21 protein-coding genes are annotated in these 21132 nt (G+C 39.5%); 13 read left to right on the forward strand and 8 right to left on the reverse strand.

The genetic code is table 11. The annotated features are described in order from the left end of the window. Positions 1–41: 41 nt before the first annotated feature. Both htpX and M992_RS09175 read left to right on the forward strand, forming a co-directional pair. On the forward strand, positions 42–923 hold the full coding sequence (gene htpX, locus M992_RS09170) for a protease HtpX (RefSeq protein ID WP_053908244.1): 882 nt from the start codon (positions 42–44) through the stop codon (positions 921–923). A 253-nt stretch (positions 924–1176) separates the two neighbouring features. Beyond that, a complete protein-coding gene (locus M992_RS09175; protein ID WP_053908245.1) occupies positions 1177–1458 on the forward strand; it encodes a hypothetical protein in 282 nt (93 codons plus the stop codon). 122 nt (positions 1459–1580) lie between these two features. Here M992_RS09175 and M992_RS09180 read toward each other — a convergent pair whose 3' ends face one another. Next, positions 1581–1802, reverse strand: coding sequence for a DUF2594 family protein (locus tag M992_RS09180; protein WP_053908246.1), 222 nt, complete (start codon positions 1800–1802; stop codon positions 1581–1583). A 127-nt stretch (positions 1803–1929) separates the two neighbouring features. On the opposite strand from M992_RS09180, the gene M992_RS09185 reads away from it, so the two are divergent. The 5 genes from M992_RS09185 (at position 1930) to M992_RS09205 (ending at position 5995) form a co-directional block, all read left to right on the forward strand. Continuing rightward, entirely contained in the window at positions 1930–2787 is an 858-nt protein-coding gene (locus tag M992_RS09185) for an NAD(P)H-hydrate dehydratase (RefSeq protein ID WP_053908247.1), read from the forward strand. A 255-nt stretch (positions 2788–3042) separates the two neighbouring features. Next, on the forward strand, positions 3043–4260 hold the full coding sequence (locus M992_RS09190) for a sugar transporter (protein ID WP_053908248.1): 1218 nt from the start codon (positions 3043–3045) through the stop codon (positions 4258–4260). A gap of 228 nt (positions 4261–4488) precedes the next feature. After that, on the forward strand, positions 4489–5151 hold the full coding sequence (gene zinT, locus M992_RS09195; protein WP_053908249.1) for a metal-binding protein ZinT: 663 nt from the start codon (positions 4489–4491) through the stop codon (positions 5149–5151). A 146-nt stretch (positions 5152–5297) separates the two neighbouring features. Further along, a complete protein-coding gene (locus M992_RS09200) occupies positions 5298–5630 on the forward strand; it encodes an SMR family transporter (protein WP_053908539.1) in 333 nt (110 codons plus the stop codon). Positions 5631–5698: 68 nt separating this feature from the next. Continuing rightward, a complete protein-coding gene (locus tag M992_RS09205) occupies positions 5699–5995 on the forward strand; it encodes a DUF333 domain-containing protein (protein ID WP_053908250.1) in 297 nt (98 codons plus the stop codon). Positions 5996–6110: 115 nt separating this feature from the next. Here M992_RS09205 and dsbB read toward each other — a convergent pair whose 3' ends face one another. Both dsbB and nhaB read right to left on the reverse strand, forming a co-directional pair. Next, on the reverse strand, positions 6111–6629 hold the full coding sequence (gene dsbB, locus M992_RS09210) for a disulfide bond formation protein DsbB (protein WP_053908251.1): 519 nt from the start codon (positions 6627–6629) through the stop codon (positions 6111–6113). A 191-nt stretch (positions 6630–6820) separates the two neighbouring features. Then, positions 6821–8368, reverse strand: coding sequence for a sodium/proton antiporter NhaB (gene nhaB, locus M992_RS09215; protein ID WP_053908252.1), 1548 nt, complete (start codon positions 8366–8368; stop codon positions 6821–6823). A gap of 223 nt (positions 8369–8591) precedes the next feature. Between nhaB and fadR the strand changes: the two genes are divergently transcribed. From fadR to M992_RS09235, 4 genes are all read left to right on the forward strand, one after another. Beyond that, positions 8592–9308 carry a fatty acid metabolism transcriptional regulator FadR gene (gene fadR / locus M992_RS09220; protein WP_053908540.1) on the forward strand — a complete coding sequence of 239 codons (717 nt, stop codon included), beginning with the start codon at positions 8592–8594 and terminating at the stop codon, positions 9306–9308. Positions 9309–9720: 412 nt separating this feature from the next. Then, positions 9721–10983, forward strand: a complete 1263-nt coding sequence (locus M992_RS09225) for a D-amino acid dehydrogenase (protein WP_053908253.1) — start codon at positions 9721–9723, stop codon at positions 10981–10983. Positions 10984–11097: 114 nt separating this feature from the next. After that, positions 11098–12168 (forward strand): alanine racemase, encoded by a 1071-nt coding sequence (gene alr, locus M992_RS09230; RefSeq protein ID WP_053908254.1) that lies wholly within the window; start codon positions 11098–11100, stop codon positions 12166–12168. Between the two features lie 144 nt (positions 12169–12312). After that, the gene (locus M992_RS09235; protein ID WP_053908255.1) at positions 12313–13065 is read left to right on the forward strand and encodes a MipA/OmpV family protein; all 753 of its coding nucleotides are present in this window, start codon (positions 12313–12315) and stop codon (positions 13063–13065) included. Positions 13066–13178: 113 nt separating this feature from the next. Here M992_RS09235 and M992_RS09240 read toward each other — a convergent pair whose 3' ends face one another. Next, the gene (locus tag M992_RS09240) at positions 13179–14123 is read right to left on the reverse strand and encodes a D-hexose-6-phosphate mutarotase (RefSeq protein ID WP_082335411.1); all 945 of its coding nucleotides are present in this window, start codon (positions 14121–14123) and stop codon (positions 13179–13181) included. A 178-nt stretch (positions 14124–14301) separates the two neighbouring features. After that, the gene (gapA, locus tag M992_RS09245) at positions 14302–15297 is read right to left on the reverse strand and encodes a glyceraldehyde-3-phosphate dehydrogenase (RefSeq protein WP_047256208.1); all 996 of its coding nucleotides are present in this window, start codon (positions 15295–15297) and stop codon (positions 14302–14304) included. Positions 15298–15862: 565 nt separating this feature from the next. On the opposite strand from gapA, the gene msrB reads away from it, so the two are divergent. Both msrB and M992_RS09255 read left to right on the forward strand, forming a co-directional pair. Continuing rightward, the gene (gene msrB / locus M992_RS09250; protein ID WP_053908256.1) at positions 15863–16276 is read left to right on the forward strand and encodes a peptide-methionine (R)-S-oxide reductase MsrB; all 414 of its coding nucleotides are present in this window, start codon (positions 15863–15865) and stop codon (positions 16274–16276) included. Between the two features lie 417 nt (positions 16277–16693). Continuing rightward, positions 16694–16984 (forward strand): YeaC family protein, encoded by a 291-nt coding sequence (locus tag M992_RS09255; RefSeq protein ID WP_255314276.1) that lies wholly within the window; start codon positions 16694–16696, stop codon positions 16982–16984. 102 nt (positions 16985–17086) lie between these two features. On the opposite strand, the gene pncA is transcribed toward M992_RS09255, so the two are convergent. From pncA to sppA, 3 genes are all read right to left on the reverse strand, one after another. Then, positions 17087–17722 (reverse strand): bifunctional nicotinamidase/pyrazinamidase, encoded by a 636-nt coding sequence (gene pncA, locus M992_RS09260; RefSeq protein ID WP_174721780.1) that lies wholly within the window; start codon positions 17720–17722, stop codon positions 17087–17089. Positions 17723–17738: 16 nt separating this feature from the next. Next, positions 17739–18758 carry an asparaginase gene (ansA, locus tag M992_RS09265; RefSeq protein ID WP_053908542.1) on the reverse strand — a complete coding sequence of 340 codons (1020 nt, stop codon included), beginning with the start codon at positions 18756–18758 and terminating at the stop codon, positions 17739–17741. Between the two features lie 311 nt (positions 18759–19069). Next, positions 19070–20944: a signal peptide peptidase SppA gene (gene sppA, locus M992_RS09270; protein WP_053908258.1), complete on the reverse strand. Its 1875-nt coding sequence runs from the start codon at positions 20942–20944 to the stop codon at positions 19070–19072. Positions 20945–21132 lie beyond the last annotated feature (188 nt).

A 21132-nucleotide genomic window follows, 5' to 3' on the forward strand; every position in this document is an offset into this window, starting at 1 on the left:
AAATTCGTGTAATATTATTTTAACCAAGGAAAGCAAATTATATGATGCGTATAGCTTTATTCCTGCTTACAAACCTCGCGGTAATGTTTGTGTTCGGGATTATACTCTCTTTAACTGGAATACAGGGCAGTAGTGTTTCAGGTTTAATGATTATGGCGGGATTATTTGGATTTGGTGGTGCGTTTATTTCACTGCTGATGTCTAAATGGATGGCATTAAAATCGGTCGGTGGTGAAGTAATTCAATCTCCGCGTAATGATGTTGAACGCTGGTTGATAAATACCGTACAACGCCAATCACAGCAAGTAGGCATAAAAATGCCTGAAGTGGCGATATATCATGCGCCAGATATTAATGCGTTTGCGACCGGTGCACGTCGAGATGCTTCGCTGGTGGCCGTGAGTACTGGATTATTAGAAAATATGAGCCGTGACGAGGCAGAAGCGGTTATTGCTCATGAAATTAGTCATATTGCTAATGGTGATATGGTAACAATGACCTTATTGCAAGGGGTAGTAAATACCTTTGTTATCTTTATCTCACGTATTTTGGCTCAAGTAGTGGCTGGATTTTTATCTAATAATAATGATGAAAATGAAAGCAGCAACGGTAATCCTATGGTCTATTTTGCCGTGTCGATGGTGCTTGAAATTGTGTTTGGTATTTTGGCCAGCATCATTACTATGTGGTTCTCTCGTCATCGCGAGTTCCATGCAGATGCAGGCTCGGCTCAATTAGTTGGTAAAGAGAAAATGATCGCCGCATTGCAGCGCTTAAAAACCAGTTATGAGCCACAAGAAGCCAGCAGTATGATGGCATTTTGTATCAATGGTAATGGTAAATCATTCAGTGAATTATTTTTATCTCATCCACCATTAGATAAACGCATCGAAGCTCTACGTTCTGGTGATTATTTGAAATAATTGCATTAAATCGCTAAAAAGTCATATTGACTGCACCTCAAACGTTGAAATAGTACGGAGTAGGGTGCAGTTTTTATTTTTAATGAACACAAAATAATTTTGAATCGTCGAATATGATGAATATCATGGCTAAATAATTTTATCGCGATAAGCTGCTATTCTATTAAGAGTTAATATTAATAGCTAATTGAACAGTCATATTGGATAAATACATTATATTAGACAATAACTAAAACCTTGCAGAGGAAGCTTTATGGATACATTAGTCGCAACATTAGTATTCGGTAATGATTTTATCAATGCGGTTAATCCTGCGCGCTTGATCCCGTTTAAATTTGAAATTTATCAAAATGATCAGGGATTCTATCATCGTATATATAAAGAAGTGGGGATGGCGGCGGCTAATTTAGGGCTGGTGTATAAAGTCTGGGCTTTTGAAGAACAAAAAAGCTGGGAATACGGAAATAAGCAGATTCAATTAGCGGATTATATTGCACATTGCCAAGATCTTTATGCGGGAAAAGTTAAAGATTAGCGCGCAGTAGTCAGCGATTTAGACCAGCAAATTGATGGCTAAAAAAGCCCCTTCAGAATAGATGATGCACTGAAGGGGCTAAATATCTCGGAGATATTTTTAGTATTTACCTAGTAAGTTATTTATTGGCGATAAGCTGTTTTAATTTGTTCTAAGGTGCTTTTATAGGTTTCTGCTTGGCTGCAATCTTCCATTGCGGCAACTTCACGATCCATCTTAATCAATATTTTACCGGCATCGGCTTGACCCAATGCTTTGAGCATATGAGTTAATAGATTTTTTAAGCAGGTAACTTCATCAGCCAATACATTGATATCTGCAGATGTTGGGAAATTGTTTTTCATTGCTATATTCCTTGAAATTTACTGAATGATTGACTAATTTTACCATAAAAGAATCGGTTAAAATTTAAAAAACTAATTAAACATGACGATTAAATTTATCTAATTTATACAGTCAGGAGGGTAAACCATGCTGACGCAAGCCGAAAAAGACTTATTAGCCCAACGATTCCCTTATTTAACGGCTGTTCGCCCTGAAGAGAGTAACAAAGGTACCTTTGGCACCCTGGGAATTATTGGCAGCGCGCCACAAATGAATGGTGCCTGTGTATTAGCAGGAAGTGCAGCATTAAAAACTGGCTGTGGTAAAGTTATCATTGGTTTTAATCAAAATAAATTACCTTTAGCAATAGTAGAGAATGCACCTGAACTAATATTAAATATTGCTAATGAGTTAATTAATAATAAGCATATCACCGCATGGGTGATTGGCTGTGGATTAGGAATGCAATTAGCCGCAGTTATATTAATAAAAAATATGTTGCAGTATATTAATAATGGAGCCAAAGTTTTAATTGATGCAGATGGACTGAATATATTATCAATACAGGCTGAAACGATAAAATTAACTGAGAATTGTATTATTACGCCGCATCCTAAAGAGGCATCAAGATTATTAGCTTGTAGTGTGGAAAAAATACAACAAAATAGAGTTGAAAGTGCAATAAAGCTGGCAAAAATATATCATTGCTGGGTTGTATTAAAAGGCCATGCAACAGTGATTGCTGCACCCAATGGAAAAACTTGGGTTAATGAGACAGGAAATTCTGGATTAGCGACTGCCGGGAGTGGCGATGTACTATCCGGTATTATTGGTAGTTTACTGGCCCAAAATATCCCGCTTTCAGAAGCGGTACGAGCGGGTGTATGGTTACATGGTAAAGCCGCAGACGACTTAGTATCTCAAGGTATTGGTCCGATCGGTTTGACTGCACATGAATTAATTAACGCTGTAAGAATGCTACGGAATCAGCTAATTAGCCGCTAATCATATCTGTTAAATTGAATTTTTGTTCATTTTAAAACGCTTAATAAACGTGATATAGTTCACACATTGCGTTTTCACTATTTTGTTAATGTGACATTTTAATTTGCAATAACAAAAATGCCTGAAAAACTTATTGATTGTCCGTAGTACACAATAATATCTAATTACTATTGTGTATTTTATATATCGGCTATTACGTTATATATTAAGGGCTAAATATTGTGTGCCATGTTTTACGGATTAAGCAAATAAACTATGAACAATATATCACAGGTTTCTAGAAAAACGGCGTGGACTCGGGTTATCGCCTTATCTATTGCCGCTTTTGTATTTAATACTACTGAATTCGTGCCCGTTGCTTTATTAAGTGATATAGCGGAAAGTTTTAATATGTCAGCGGCACATACTGGGTTGATAATAACTATTTATGCTTGGGTTGTGGCATTAATGTCATTACCGTTAATGTTATTAACCAGTAAAATTGAGCGTAGAAAATTATTAGCGATTTTATTTATTATTTTCGTCATCAGTCATATCGTTTCAGGCTTCGCTTGGAGCTTTGAAGTATTGGTTGGCGGACGCATTGGGATAGCTTTATCACATGCGGTGTTCTGGTCGATAACAGCCTCATTAGCCATTAGGGTAGCCCCGCCGGGTAAAAAAGCTCAAGCTCTAGGGTTATTGGCCACCGGAACGGCTTTAGCGACAGTACTTGGGTTACCAATTGGACGAATTATTGGCCAATGGCTTGGCTGGCGAGTTACCTTTTTATGTATTGGTGCTATTGCCTTATTTACTATGATTATACTGGTGCGTTTTTTACCGAAATTACCGAGCGAACATTCTGGTACCTTTAAAAGTTTGCCCGTAATTTTAAAACGACCTGCACTGGTTGGTATTTTCGCATTAACGGTGATTGTGATGACCGCACACTTTACGGCATATAGCTATATTGAGCCTTTTGTGCGTGAAGTTGCTCGTCAAAGTGAAGATTTTACCACCTTGATTTTATTGATTTTTGGTGGTGCAGGGATTATTGGTAGTGTAATTTTTGGTCGCTATAGTAATAAATTAGGATTGGTTTTCTTACCGGCAGCGATAGCGATGTTAACCGTGAGTTTGTTATTCTTAATGAAGGTAGGCGGTGAAAGTTGGTCATTAATTCTGCTGACTATTTTCTGGGGAATGGCGATTATGTGTATTGGTTTAGGTATGCAGGTTAAAGTGATTGATTTATCACCGGATGCGACTGACCTATCAATGGCTATTTTCTCTGGCATTGTTAATTTAGGTATTGGTGGCGGGGCGTTATTGGGGAACCAAGTGATCACCCATTTAGGAATGACTAATATCGGCTATGTCGGGGCTGGGTTAAGCTTTCTGTCTCTGTTATGGTGCGTATATATCTTTAGGCGTTATCGTCAGGCGTTTAGTGATATTACACCACCGGCAGCGAGTTCAACCTCTATTTAAATTAAACTACGTGACGCTGTCACGATAGACTTAATTCCGTACCGTGAGACTTGACGGTCGTATTCGAGCTAAATTTAGTCATATAACCCGAGTTTATTGCGTCTTATTTTAGGCCATAAGCTCGGGTTTTTTTATCTCAATTAAGCGGTAAAAAAATCTTGTCATTAGTAATTGTTATGTTATAACATAATTTAAAATAAAATGGTTTCATTGATAGGATTAGCTTTCATGACACGCAACTCATTGTTTATTTCTTTAGTCGCCTTAGCGGGTAGTTTTTCATTTTTCAGTATTTCTGCATTAGCGCATGGTGGGCATAGCCACAGTCATCCGCCACAAACCGAAGAAGCACGTTTGGCAAGTGACGGTATATTTAAGGATGATGCAGTCAAAAATCGGCCCTTGAGTAATTGGGATGGGGTCTGGCAGTCAGTTAACCCCTATTTATTAAACGGTGATTTAGATCCTGTTTTACAGGCAAAAGCGCAAAAAGATCCGCAAAAAACCGTGGAGCAATATCGTCAATATTATAAAATGGGCTATGCGACTGATATAGATATGATTGGTATCGAAGATAACGTGATTGAATTCCATCAAGGCGATAAGGTCAGCGCCTGTGAATATCATTATTCTGGTTTTAAAATATTACACTATGCTTCAGGTAAGAAGGGCGTACGTTATTTATTTGAATGCGCTAAAGGCGATGCTGATGCTCCGAAATATGTACAATTTAGCGATCACATTATTCAGCCGCAACAATCAGCCCATTTTCATATTTATATGGGAAATAGCTCGCAAGAAAAATTATTAGAGCAAATGGACAATTGGCCGACCTATTATCCCTACTCACTAAATGCCGCACAAATTGTCGATGAAATGTTACATCATTAATATATTCAGCTATAAAAAATAATTTTCCATAATTAAAACCCACTTAAAACAGTATTAAGTGGGTTTTTTGTCGTTTTTAGTACTGGTTAAGTGTGTTAAATTTCACCGTGCTTATTATTTGCTTTAATTTTAATATAGGTGAGAATATAAAAGGTCTGGGGCTATTAATTTTATCAATTCTTGCGGAAGTAATTGCCACTACAACATTAAAGGCTTCTGATGGATTTAGTCGATTTTGGCCTTCACTGATAGTCATTATCGGTTATGCAGTTTCGTTTTGGGGCTTATCGCAAGTGGTTAAAACAATGCCTTTGGGCATCGCTTATGCCATTTGGTCAGGTTTAGGTATTGTATTAGTTTCTATTGCGGCGATGTTTATTTATCAGCAAAAACTCGATCTGCCTGCGGTGATCGGTATGCTACTTATCATCGCGGGAGTATTAGTTATTAATATATTATCTAAAAGTGGAACCCATTAATTTTAGATAGTGCGAATATTCGGCTAGCATACGCTGGCAGTCGCAAGCACAAGTCAGCGGAGATAATAATGAATCGGTTTACTGGTAATATCGCATCATTAACGGTATTGGGAATAATATTGAGCATAGTTTCAGGTTGCAGTAATTCTTCAGCACAGCAAAAACAACGACAATATGTTAATCAAGATGCTGATTATGCTCGACAAGTGATTAATTTGGGGCCAGGGATCAACGAAGCCTGTACTTCTGCCGGAGGCATTCCTTCGCTAACTCAGCAGTTAGACGGCGCCAAAACACCCGTATGTCAGTTTGCTAATGGCAAACGATGTGATATTGATGCCATTCAATATGGTAGCTGTTTATAACAGTAGGCAGCAGAATAAAAATAGCCAGTTTTTGCAACCTGGCTATTTTTGTAGATATTAATGATTGAATTATTACTATTAGCTATTTAGTTATTGGGGATAGTGAAATAACGGATTATTTCTGCTTAGCAGCAAAAAATTGACTCAACGTAACAATAATTGCCATCAATAAATAAACTGCAAATACACCAATTAACCACTGCGGCATATCCCAGCCTAAAAAGATCCATTGTCTGACTGAACAATCTCCGGTGGCTTCAAATACTGCCGGAACCCATTGATTAAGCGGTAGCCATTCAGGGAAATTGACAAAAAAATCACAGGAGGCAAAAGGTGAAGGATAAAGCTGTAACATCGTATGTTCCCAAGCTAAATCCAGCCCGCGCCAAGCACTGTAAATCCATACAATAATCGCTAGCCAGCGTAATAATCTATTCTGTGGAGCAATCGCACCAATTAACCCAGCAGCAATAATCCCTAATAATGCGATGCGTTCATAAATACACATGACACAAGGCTGTAATTTCATTACATGCTGAAAATAAAGTGCGGCACATTCCAGCATTAATGCAATAAAAGCCATTAATAGCCATGCTCCTCTTCCTTTTGAGCAGGAATTAAAATATCTGAGCATACTCATTTCCCTAAGTTTATTAATGGCTGATATTTTGCCGTGTTATGTTGAGCAAAAAAAGGATTATCGCCAATTTGTCGCTATATTATGGGCTAATTTACTTAATCTTACGATTGTTATATCGGTGTGAATGTTACTTTAAACACCGATATAACAGTGATGTAATAACGAATAACAGGATTCATGCCTATTTAAGATAACGTAATCCATCCCATAGTCTGCATCCAATCAGAAACGGGTAATAACCATAACTCAACGCCTAATAAACCGATAACCGTCATAACGATAGTATAAGGTAAGGCCATCCAAACCATACGTCCATATGACAAACGAATTAATGGCGAAAGAGCCGAGGTGAGTAAAAATAGGAACGCGGCTTGTCCATTAGGTGTCGCCACGGAAGGTAAATTAGTCCCGGTATTAATAGCAACCGCAAGAGCTTCATATTGATGCAGCGAAATTAATCCTTGTTTCATTGCTGTTGTTGCTTCATTTATATATACCGTACCAACAAACACGTTATCAGAAACTGCAGAGAGTAAACCGTTAAATAAATAGAATAACGATAGCTGAGAAGATTCTGAAGACTGTAGAACAAATTGGATAAACGGGGTAAACAAATGCTGATCAACAATTACCGCGACTACTGAGAAGAATACGGTTAACAATGCGGTAAACGGTAGGGCCTCTTCGAAGGCTTTACCCAATGAATGTTCTTCGGTTATTCCACAAAATGCGGTGGTCAAAATAATCACTGACAAACCGATTAAGCCAACTTCCGCCAAATGAAACGCCAGAGCGAAAATTAACCATAATCCAACAATCGCTTGTACAATCAATTGAGCACGATCACGACGTGTACGTTTGGCACTGGCTTTTTTATCATGCTGTGTCAGGATATTTCTGACGCTATCAGGTAATTCCGCACCATAGCCAAACAGTTTAAATTTCTCAACTAAATAACAGACAAGTAATCCACAAACGAATACTGGAATAGTCACAGGAGCCATGCGCAGGAAGAAAGTAGCAAAATCCCAACCCACATACTTTGCAATAATCAGATTTTGCGGCTCACCAACCATCGTCATTACGCCGCCTAATGCGGTACCGATACCCGCATGCATCATTAAGCTACGTAAAAAGGCACGGAATTGTTCAAGTGTTTGTTTTTTTTCTGCAGTATCGATATAACCGTCATTGGTTAAATCATCATTATCTTGTTGATTTGATGCATAATGATGATAAATAGAGTAGAAGCCGACCGAGACACTGATAACTACCGCTATTACCGTTAGGGCATCTAAAAATGCCGATAAGAAAGCACTGGCAAGACAAAAAGCTAAGGATAGGGCGCGCTTAGAGCGGATAGACAGTAATAACTTGGTGAAAGCAAACAGCAGCAGTTGCTTCATAAAGTAAATACCCGCTACCATAAATATAAGCAGCAGTAATACTTCTAGGTTGTTACTGATCTCATGGCCTATTTGGCTAGGGGAGGTCATACCAATAATAACCGCCTCAATAGCTAATAGTCCGCCGGGTTGCAGTGGGTAGCATTTTAATGCCATAGCTAAAGTAAAAATAAATTCAACAACTAGCATCCAACCTGCAGTGAACGGATCGACGTGATAAAACACAATAGGGTTGATAATCAAAAAGATAATGATAGCTAGTTTGTACCAGTCAGGTGAGTTTCCAAGAAAATTTCTAAGAAATGCTTGTTTGAAACTGATATCCATTATTATTCATATTCCTCTGGTATATATGTAAAGCGTAGTGTGGCTATATACTACGCTTAAAATCAATGGAAATTAAGCTTAGATATTCATAGTAAATGCATTAATAGTATAATGTTTTATGATTGATCTCACTGTTTATACAGCACCTAACTATCTCAGATTCAGACAATCTGTTATGATTTCGGCTATAATTAGTAAAATTCAGTTTGGAATCAATCAAAACATGGTTATTAAAGCTCAAAGTCCTGCCGGCTTTGCGGAAGAGTATATTATTGAAAGTATTTGGAATAATCGTTTTCCTCCGGGGTCAATTTTACCTGCTGAACGTGAACTTTCAGAGCTTATTGGTGTAACGCGAACCACTCTGCGTGAAGTATTACAACGGTTAGCCCGCGATGGTTGGCTGACAATCAAGCATGGTAAGCCGACAAAAGTAAATAACTTTTGGGAAACTTCAGGCTTGAATATTCTTGAAACTCTAGCGCGATTAGATCATGACAGAGTCCCCCAATTAATTGATAATTTACTGGCAGTTCGTACCAATATCGCGGCAATTTTTATTCGTACTGCATTTCGTAATAACCCTGAAAAATCATTAGAAGTGTTGGCACAAAGAGAGACCGTCGAAGATAACGCGGAAGCCTATAGTGCATTGGATTATAATATTTTTCGCGGGTTGGCTTTTGCCTCTGGTAATCCTATTTATGGATTAATTATCAATGGATTAAGAGGTCTATATACGCGTGTAGGTCGCTATTATTTCTCTAATCCTGACGCACGTAAATTAGCCCAAAATTTTTATCAACAACTGATAAACCTGTGCCGTGAGCAATCTTATGAGCGGATTATGGAATGTGTGCGTAATTATGGAAAGGATAGCGGGACAATTTGGCACAGTATGCAAGGCAATATGCCGAGCGATTTAGCCCAAATGAGTTAATCATCAATAGCCGTATAATTCTGTATAAATGGCCTTCGAGTGAAGGCTATTTTTTTGACTAAAAATGCAAATTGATGATTAATAATTTTTGCTGTCTCGATTCCGTTATAATAAACCAATCCAGTTGTGATGACGTTGTAAATAATAATAAACCAAGTTTATCATACTGCTAGTATTCAGTTTATAGTTACTCATCTATTTAATGATCTGATTTTTAAAATAGTTCTCACTGATTCTCTGTTTTTCTGTTAAATAAATATTCTACCAAATAATATATCGTTATTAATCATTATTTAGTGCTGCTTTAGGGATTAAGTTTGTTTTTTATCCAGTAGATAATTCTGTGCTGGCAAATATTTTATAGCCGATTACTCTTATGTTAATGGCTGGTTATAAAATATAGAGGGCAATGATGAAAGTTCTGGTATTAGGTGCGGGCGTTATTGGTGTCACTAGCGCATGGTATCTCGCGCGCCAAGGGCATGAAGTCATAGTCATTGACCGTCAAAATGCGGTAGCTACAGAAACCAGTGCGGCTAATGCAGGGCAGATTTCACCAGGATATGCAACTCCTTGGGGAGCACCAGGTGTTCCGCTAAAAGCGATTAAATGGATGTTTGAAAAAAAACATGCGCCTTTGGCTATTCGCCCTGATGGCACATTGTTCCAATTACGTTGGATGTGGCAGATGTTGAAAAATTGCAGCGACCAACGTTACGCTATCAATAAAAGCCGCATGTTACGCTTGGCTGAATATAGCCGCGACTGCTTAAAGCAGTTGCGGGCTGAAACCGGTATTGAATATGAAGGCCGGCAAGGGGGAACGTTACAGCTATTCCGTACTCAGCAGCAGCTTGATCACGCGGCTAACGATATTGCCGTTTTGCAGCAGCAGGGTGTGGCTTATCAATTATTAACCGCCGATCAATTAATCATCGCAGAACCGGCACTAGAGCAGGCTCAACATAAGCTAAGTGGTGGGTTACGTCTGCCAAATGATGAAACTGGTGATTGCCAAAAGTTCACGCAAAATTTAGCCACAATGGCGCAAGATATCGGAGTACGCTTTAAATTTGGCCAACAGGTACAGGCGATATTAACCGCGGGAAATAAGGTCACCGGTATTCAATGTGACGATGAATTACTCACCGCAGATAGTTATGTGGTCGCGATGGGCAGTTATTCGACTAGGTTATTGACGGATTTGGTAAGCATTCCAGTCTACCCCTTAAAAGGTTATTCATTAACTTTGCCAATTATTGATGCCGAGCGCGCTCCCGTTTCAACCGTGCTGGATGAAAGTTATAAAATAGCTGTAACACGTTTCGATAAGCGAATTCGCGTCGGCGGTATGGCTGAAGTCGTGGGATTTAATTTGCGTTTATCTCCTCAGCGTGCAGAGACACTAAAAATGGTAGTTAATGATCTTTACCAGGGGGCGGGAGATATCGAAAAAGCGACTTTTTGGACCGGTTTACGTCCGATGACACCGGATGGTACACCGATTGTCGGCGCAACACATTATCAAAATCTGTTTATTAATACCGGCCATGGGACGTTAGGATGGACAATGGCATGTGGTTCAGCAAAATTGTTGGCTGATATTATCTCGGGAAACTGCCCTGAAATTGCAGCGGATGATCTGTCGGTACGGCGTTATATGGACAGGCGTTAATGCGGTGAGGCAAATTCAATAAAGTTGATTTAAGCAGAAATATCCACAATTATTTCTGGCGCTTCGATAAAAAATACGAAAAAATAGCCAATAAAAACAATAAGAGGAAGTCGAATGCCCCGTCCGATCTGTGCAAAAATCCACTTGCCGAATTTTACTCATAATTTGTCGATTATTCGCCAGCAGGTTGGCACAGCTAAAATTTGGTCGGTCGTAAAAGCCAATGCTTATGGGCATAATTTAGCTAAAGTTTGGCCATTTCTGGCGGCGACAGATGGTTTTGCATTATTAGAGCTTAGTGAGGCGATTCAATTACGCCAAGCTGGCTGGCAGGGGCCGATTTTATTATTGGAAGGTTTTTTTCATCCATCAGATTTAGCGGTTATCGATCAGTATTATTTGACTACCGCTATTCACAGTGAATGGCAGTTGGATGCCTTAGAACAAGCGGATTTATACCATCCAATATCAATATATGTAAAATTAAACAGTGGAATGAATCGGTTAGGTTTTTCACCCACTGATTATCCGAAGATTATCTCGCGTTTACAGTCGCTAGATAATATTGCTTCAGTGACGTTAATGAGCCATTTTGCTAATTCGGATAATAGTCAAGGTATTGAATATGCTCATCGACAAATTGAAGCCTTTTCAGCATTAAAATTAGCGACTTGTGTCGCTAATTCAGGGGCAATTTTATGGCATCCGAATACTCATTATGACTGGGTAAGAAGTGGTATTTTGCTTTATGGTGGCTCTCCAAGTGGTTGTTGGCGCGATATTGCTTGCTATCAAGTTAAGGCCACTATGACCTTGTGCGCTGAAATTATTGCAGTACATCATATTGTGGCCGGTGAATCTATCGGCTATGGCAGCCGCTTTACTGCGACTCAACCTAAACGCATTGCCACTGTCGCTTGCGGATATGCGGACGGCTATCCTCGTCATGCGCCAACAGGAACACCTGTTTGGGTAGATGGTGTACGTTGTCCGATATTAGGTGCTATTTCGATGGATATGTTAACTATTGATATTACTGATTGCCCAACAGCGAAAGAGGGAACCTCAGTGGAATTATGGGGACAAAATTTACCGATTGATGATATTGCTCAGCGAGCGGGTACGGTGGGTTATGAATTAATGTGTGGGTTGGCTCAGAGAGTACCTATTGATTACGAAATATGATTAATTATGAATAAATACGGTAGAATTAAAATTAATTGTAAGCACAGTTAACTAAAAATGTGATTTGGTGGGATTCTCCTTGGCACTTAAGGCAGACAACAGTATTATTTGGTCAAATAGTTAATTAATAATCTAGGGTTAGCAATGTCTAAACATGTTAAATTAGTATCAATGGGTATCGCAGTAGGCTTATTATCAGCATCATCCTTCGCTGGAACTTGGTCTATTGGTGGCTCAGTATTAGCTCAAGCCTCACCTTATAAAGGGATCAAAGCTAAAGACTATGTCACTCCCGTACCAGTGATTAATTACGACAGTGAAAATTTTTATTTTCACACTTTAGCGGCGGGTTACTATCTGTGGAATGATGAAGCAGATCAATTATCACTTGATGCACATTACTACCCACAATTTTTCAAACCTAAAGATAATGATGACCACGACATGCGTCAGCTAGATCGTCGTCGTGATACCGTGATGGCCGGCTTTACTTATAAGCATAATGCACAATGGGGTACCTTGCGAGCAATCGCTTCGGGCGATATTCTGGGTGTTAGTAATGGATTGAGAGGTGACTTCGCCTATTTATACGGTTTCCAGGGCGATAAATGGTCTATCATGCCAGGTGCTGGTATTGTATGGACGAGCAAAAATCAAAATAATTACGAATACGGTATTTCATCTAAAGAGTCACGTAACAGTGGATTAAGCCGTTATAAAGCGGGCGACAGCTGGACTCCTTACTTAGAATTACAAGCTAGCTACCGTTTCAATCAAGATTGGTCTGTATTTGCTGTCGGTCGTGTTGACCGTTTATCTAATGAAGTTAAAGATAGCCCAATGGTTAATAAATCAGTTTCTGGGATTGTATGGTCTGGCGTGACATATACATTCTAATATGCTGATTTATAGTCTTTATTAAGACTATCGACGCAAAAACTGTAGATATAATGAAGTAACCCCCAATAGTTGGATAACCAATTACAGGGGGTTTTTTTATGCCAAAATTTTCAGGTATTATCGCTAGAGTTATTTTTTTTATAACTATCATCTTGAGCGGCATTATCCAAATAGGGATGAAACTCATTATGATCGCGACAACGCATAATGAGTGACATACGTGCAGGCTCGGCATTATCCGGTATCATTGGTTTATTGATACGGGCGGTTTCAACGCAGATCATCTGCTTGTAACCATTATTCGGCATATCTGGCATGCTGCACGATAACTCTGCCCACGGATTCCAGCAAACTACATCACTGTGATGATAATGGTGCATTTCAATAGTACGCTGCCAGCCATCATCTCGAACTAAACTGTATTCATCCGATTCAGTATAGATGCGATCGGTACGTCCATTAACTCTCAGTGTTGATGCATTATATTCTTGCTTATCAGTCACTTTATCTAAATAGTGTGAGCCTAAACCATAGACTGCCGTTTTTTGGATATCACTGATATTTAAATAGCTATGCATCGCACAGGTTGCACTGAAATTACCGTAGCTTTCTAATTCAATTTCGCAGGTTTCCCCGAGCTTAAAACGTAATATCAATGTGAAGTCATGCGGCCACAGTTTTTTAGTATATTCATTATCAGACAAAGTGAAAGTGAGGATAACTCCATCATCGTGTTCATTATGTGCGGTAAATTCCCATGGCAAAATACGTGCAAATCCATGGCTAGGTGTGCCGGCAGGACCAAACCATGGCCAGCAAATAGGAATACCGCCACGAATTGCTGTGCCGGGTTTAAACTCACTATTTTCACTTAACCACAAACAGGGTTTCTGGCCGCTAGGTTGCCAAGCAATTAATTGCGCCCCTTGGAAGCTGATAGCTCCGCGTACTTTAGGGTGTGAAATGACAATCAGAGGAAGTTCGCCTAGCTGACGTTGGCTAAGGTAAGGGGAGATCTGTGTTAATACCGGTAAATTAAAAATTTTATCATTCATGATAACTCGCCTATTCATACAACCTAAGGATTAGACAAACAGGATTGTTGTGCTAATTAAAGGTCATGGAATACAGAGGAAAATAACATTTCTGTCCATGGAGCTCGAGCAGTATAAAGTAGATACAAAAGAGCCGCCATAATGGCGGCTCGAATATATTCTGAAAACTAATTAGCTATTATTTAGAGATATGAGCAATCAGGTCCAGAACTTTGTTTGAGTAACCAGTTTCGTTGTCATACCAAGAAACCAGTTTAACGAAGTTATCGTTCAGTGCGATACCTGCTTTAGCATCGAATACTGAAGTCAGTTTTTCGCCGTTGAAGTCTGTTGATACAACGTCTTCGTCAGTATAACCCAGAACACCTTTCAGCTCGCCTGCAGCAGCATCTTTGATTGCTTCACAGATTTGCGCGTAAGTTGCTGGTTTAGCCAGACGTACAGTCAGGTCAACAACAGAAACGTTTGGTGTAGGAACACGGAAAGACATACCCGTCAGTTTACCGTTCAGTTCTGGGATAACTTTACCTACAGCTTTAGCTGCACCGGTAGAAGATGGGATGATGTTTTGTGATGCGCCACGACCACCGCGCCAGTCTTTATGAGAAGGACCATCAACTGTTTTTTGAGTTGCAGTAGTTGCATGAACAGTTGTCATCAGACCTTCAACGATACCAAATTTGTCGTTGATAACTTTTGCCAGAGGTGCCAGGCAGTTAGTAGTACAAGACGCGTTAGAAACGATTTCTTGGCCTGCATAAGTATTTTGGTTAACGCCCATAACGAACATTGGGGTGTCATCTTTAGAAGGACCTGTTAACACAACTTTTTTAGCGCCTGCTTGGATGTGTTTACGTGCAGTCTCATCGGTCAAGAAGATGCCGGTAGCTTCAGCAACAACATCAACACCAACTTCGTCCCACTTCAGGTTAGCTGGATCTCTTTCTGAAGTACAACGGATAGTTTTACCATTGACAACCAGGTGACCATCTTTAACTTCAACAGTACCGTTAAAACGGCCATGAGTTGAATCGTATTTCAGCATGTATGCCATATATTCAGCATCTAACAAATCGTTGATTGCAACAATTTCAACGTCAGAGCGTTCTTGTGCAGCACGGAAAACGATACGGCCGATACGACCAAAACCATTGATACCTATTTTGATACTCATAGTATTTCCACCAGCTATTTTTTAGTGAATTAAGTTGTATTTAAACTTACCAAAACCTTGCCAGCCGTCAAGCGGAATCGTGTCAATTATTGCAAAAGATCAATTCAAAACGCACTAATTGGTTACTTGTCAGCCATTTTATTGAGTAAATACACCCAAAATGTATTATCAGGGCAGATTGAAATAATTAAAGATCTTATCAGTAATATATGTGAGATAGGTCACAAACAGAATTCGAAAGCAGCTTCTAATTAGTTTAGAATAGCATTTGACAATTTTCTGTTAAATTTTTGTTTCAACATAGATTAATTTAATGATTAGCAAGATCTTTTATCACAGCCATACTGATAATCCATATACTGTAATACATATAAACAATTAATTATATAAAAGTAATTAATCGATATCATGAGAGAGTCGGTGTGGGAGTGAAAAAATGCAGTAAAATTAATTAAATTAATCAGATAACACGGGTTAATACGCATTTTTAGCCAAGTTTATATTTTACGTTGTTAGCGAAAATTAAAAATTGTCCAAAGAAAAAACAACAAATATAGGTACCGTAATGTCAAAGTCTAAAGATAATCAAATTGATCTCTCCGATCTTAGTGAAATTCAGCGTTACGTGACTCAACAAGCCGGAACCGAGCCACCGTTTTCTGGTCGTTTATTGCATCTGCGAGAAGAGGGGATATATTATTGTTTATGTTGTCATGCGCCATTATTTCGTTCAGAAACTAAGTTTGATGCGGGATGCGGATGGCCCAGTTTTTATCAGCCAGTCAATGACTCCGCGATAAAATATATTGAAGACAATAGCTTGGGTATGCAGCGAATTGAAGTACGTTGTCAGCAATGTAATGCGCATTTGGGACATGTATTCCCTGATGGGCCACAACCTACCGGACAGCGCTACTGCATTAATTCAGCCTCATTGCGTTTTACTGATGACAATCAGAATAAATCAATCGATGGTTAATTAAATAAAAATAAAGTAACTTATTGATATTAATGGAGTAAGGTTCAGTAATAGAATCTACAGGCCCTATAATCAACGCATCATATAAGCAATACCCGGGCTTAATCGTTTCAGCTTTGAATGTAAATTAAGTCATAACGAGAGCTATATAACGAGGGCTCTATGCCCAAATATTAAGCTCAGATATTAAGCCCAAATGGCGAGTATTGACATTAAGCACAGGCGATTAAAATAGGCCAGTTTTGAAAGATATTAAAACATAGGCAATAACTAATATTTTAAGTCAAGGTGAATAATTTAGCCTTGGCTTGTTGAGGAGTGAATGTGAGTTTTGAACCTAAATCGGTTGATGTAACGCCGCTGGATTTATCTGAGCCAGCGAGTGAAACTCAAACTGAGGCACTAGATCCACAGCATATCGAGCAGTTGCTTTCGGTTATGACGCCAGAAATTTATCAACGTTTAGTAACCGCAGTCGAGTTAGGTAAATGGCCAGATGGGGTTGCTCTCAGTGCTGAACAAAAAGCCCACAGTTTACAAATGGTGTTGTTATGGCAGTCGCGGTATAATCATGACCCCGAACATATGACGGTGGGAACAGACGGCAATATCACCATGAAAAGCAAACAGCAGCTGAAATCAATGTTTCAACAATCGCTGTTAGCCACCTTAAAGCCGCAGGACAATGACTCGAGTGCTCAGCATTAAATTTAAATATTAAGTTTGAATATAAAGTTTGAGTATAAAAAAAGCGCAATTAAATCAGCGGTTATTAAGCTAACCGCTGTCTTTGTATAGAAATTTCCTTGGCTATTCTTGTGCACAAAATTGCGCGAGATTGATCAAAACAGCACCGTTATCAGCCATTTCTTGCAAGGCGAGTTGCCCATCGTGTGGGGCTAAATTAACGGCACGACAGCCATCGGTAATCACTTCCACGCTGTAGCCTAATCTCAATGCATCTAATACGGTGAATTTAACGCAATAATCCGTCGCAATACCCAAAATGAATAATTTTTGGATCTGCTGCTGTTGTAGCCATGAGTGTAGTTGGGTTTGGCTGCGCTGATCGTTATCGAAAAATGCGCTGTAGCTGTCTATTTGTGGATTTTCACCTTTGGTAAATATTGCATCGATAGCAGCTTGGTTTAATTGAGGATGCAGCGCCGCTCCGGGGTGGTTTTGTACACAATGTACGGGCCACCAAACCTGTGGCAGTCCATTCAGTAAGCCACATTCGCCAATATTAGTTCCTGAATTGACTGCAAAACTTAAATGCGTCGCGGGGTGCCAGTCTTGGCTAGCGATGACGTGAATATGGTTCTGTTGGCAATAGGTAATCGCTTGATTCGCAATATCGATCGCCGTTTCGCTATTCTGGACGGCGAGTGCACCTCCTGAACAAAAATCATTTTGTAAATCAACCAGAAGTAGAGCAGATTTCACGTTATCGTCCTCATTATCAGTCATCAGCGTAACTCAATTCACCGCGTAAATTATTTTGCATTAATTCGCGAATATGTGCAGTAGTAAAATTTTGGCTTAGTAAATAATGCAATTTGGTCAGCGTAGCTTCAAAGGTCATGTCATAACCACTAATAACCCCAGCTTCAGCCAGTGCATGCCCAGTGGCATAGCCTTCCATATTAACTCGTCCAGAAATACATTGGGTTAGATTAATCACAATAATGCCTCTTTCTGTGGCTTCGCGCAGTAAGCGTAGTAAATCAGGCTGTTGAGGGGCATTACCGACACCATAAGAACGAATAATCAAGGCTTTTATCGGTTGCTGTAAAATATTATTGATAATATCAATTGATAGTCCTGGGTAGAGCATTATCACGCCTATAGGCTGAGGGGTGATATTATGCGTGATAAATTCACCAACTCCGCGTGGTGCGGGGCAGGTAGCAAAGCTACGAATATTAATTCCTGCTTCCATTAACGGCGAACAGTTTGGCGAGGTAAAGGCATCGAACCCGTCGGCGTGGGCTTTTACCGTGCGATTTCCACGAAATAATTTATTATTGAAAAATAAGCTCACTTCGTTTACCGGATAATTAGCGGCCAAATATAGCGCGTTAAGTAGGTTAGTTTGGCCGTCAGATCGCAGTGCTTCCAAGGGAATTTGTGACCCTGTCACGATAACGGGCTTTTGCAGATTTTCAAACATAAACGACAATGCTGACGCGGTGAAAGCCATGGTATCGGTACCATGTAGAATAACGAAACCATCGTATTTATCGTAATTTTGGTGAATATCATCGGCAATAATTTGCCAATCTTCAGGCGTAATATCTGAAGAGTCAATTAAAGGATGATGTTCACGCAGCGTAAAAGAAGGCATTTCAGGCCGGTGAAACTCAGGCATTTTGGCTAATTGTTGTTGTAAATGCCCCGATACAGGCACATAGCCAAACGCAGAATGCTGCATACCAATAGTGCCGCCAGTATAAACCACATAAATTGATTTTTTTTCTATATCTTTTTGCATTATAAAAATCCGACCTGAAGAGAGACAACTAATTAATCGGGATTATAGAATGAATGCAGTATAAATATTAGATAATAAATGCAATTTATTGGTGTAATAATATTAAGGTGCCAGATTTGGCGCTATTTTAATCTCGTGGATTGAGGGAGATGGTGTGGCAACTTCATTCAATTAAAAAGAGCATATAAAATGGAATGAAGTAGCCAGTAAGTCAAATAATTAAGCGCTCCCAGCTTTAGAACGCTGGGAACGCCAATACACGTTAATTACTAATATAAGCTAATTAATAGATGCGTTAATTAATAGATATCTCCGCAGTTTAAACAAAAGGCATAGCGGTTTTGGGGATCGTTCATCTTTAAGAAAAACTGGGCTTGTTTACGAATATCGGTCACAGTTTGTTCTGGTAACAGCGCATGCAAGGTATCGGGCATTATCGCCTGAGCTTTAGCGGTGATTTCTAACATCACTAAATCAAACAATGATAAGTCTGGACGTAACCAATCAATTTTAACATTATTTGGTGTGATATTGGCTAGCTCTGCGGCTTTATCTACCGCGTCATCAAAATCACCCAGCTGATCGACTAAGCCAATATTCTTAGCATCGATGCCAATCCATACACGTCCTTGGGCGATTTTATCAATTTGCTCGGGAGTTTTATTGCGTGATTGAGCAACCAAATTAATAAAGGTGCTATAGCCATTTTCGATGGTGATTTGCATTAAGTCGCCAAACTCGGAGCTGATCCCCTTGGTGAGCGAGACATCAGCCAATGGCGATGTTGAAACACCGTCAGTATATACTCCCAGCGAATTTAATGAGTCTTCAAAGGTGTTGATAACGCCGAAAATACCGATGGAACCAGTTAGCGTACTCGGACTAGCGATAATATAGTTTGCCGGTGTTGACACCCAATATCCACCTGAAGCGGCTAAACCCCCCATTGAAACGACTATCGGCTTACCAGCTGCACGGGTAGAGGCCAATTCACTGCGAATAATATCTGAGGCAGTTACGCTACCGCCTGGGCTATTAACCCGTAAAATAATGGCTTTAATCGCCGGATTGAGCCGAGCTTTACGAATTTGGGCGGCAATGGTATCACTGCCAGCAATACCGGGTGTTTGTGGGCCGTCCATTATTGCCCCTTGTACCACGATCACTGCGATATTTCCGCTATCTTGTTGTGATGAGTCTGTATTTGCCAGGTCTAATTGCTGAGAATAATCATAAATACTAATATAATTGAAATGCTGCTGGGTTTTATTCCAGCCAAAGTGAGCTTTCATTTCATTTTCAGCTTGTTCGCGAGTTACCACTTTATCTACTAGCTTTTGTGATAATGCATATTGCGCATTATTGCCATTCACCGCTTTTAGTGAAGTGAGCAGTGCATCAGCTCCCGGAAAAATACCGGTTGGCGTGGATTGGCGGTTGTTAGCTAACGTAGTTAAATAATTATTCCACAGAGTTCCCAGCCATTGCTGATCCGCCGCGCGTGCTTCGGGAGACATTTGATTGCGCATAAATGGCTCAACAGCAGATTTGTAGGTACCTACGCGGAAAATATGAGTATTAACTTTCAGTTTCTCGAGCAGCGTTTTGTAATATAAATTATTGGTAGAAAAACCGTAAACGCCAACGGTACCTTGCGGTGAGAGATAAATTTCGTCGGCATAGCTAGCTAAATAATATTGTGATTGGTTATAACTATTGCCCAGTGCATAGACTGGTTTACCTGTGGCTTTAAACTCACTGATAGCTTTACCAATATAATTTAATGAAGGTTGATCTGCGCCAACAAAATTATCTAGTTGCAATACCATTCCGGTAATATTTTTATCATTGGCAGCTTCACGTAAAGTATCAACTAACTCAAATAAGGCATTTTCTTGCATTCGGTTAGCGGAAGCGCCTAATAATTCGCGACTCATACGCCCAAGTGGATCAGGGCTTGAGATTTGATCAACTACGATCCCTTGCAGATCTACATATAGCGCACCTTGCTGAGATGCTACGGGTTGTTGATCTGATTTATAAATTACAATCCCAGCACCGATGATAATTATCAGCGCTATGAATACAGCATTAAAAAATAGTTCTCGGGCAAAATTCAATAATCGCCAGCTAAATTTAAAGACTGTTGCGATAATGTTCCAAATTTGGCGCATACTCTCTCCATATTACAAAAATTTTGCCCATATTAATGGCAAAGAACATCTTTTTCTGTCTAAATCCTGATAATTTATCCACAAAAAAAGTGTCAAGATGATTATAAAATGCGGGCATCATATTTCTCTGTACCGACAGATGATATAATTCAATATATTGATATGTACAGTTATTCGCTACGGTTATT

The sequence above is a fragment of the Moellerella wisconsensis ATCC 35017 genome (assembly GCF_001294465.1).
Taxonomy (GTDB): Bacteria; Pseudomonadota; Gammaproteobacteria; order Enterobacterales; family Enterobacteriaceae; genus Moellerella; species Moellerella wisconsensis.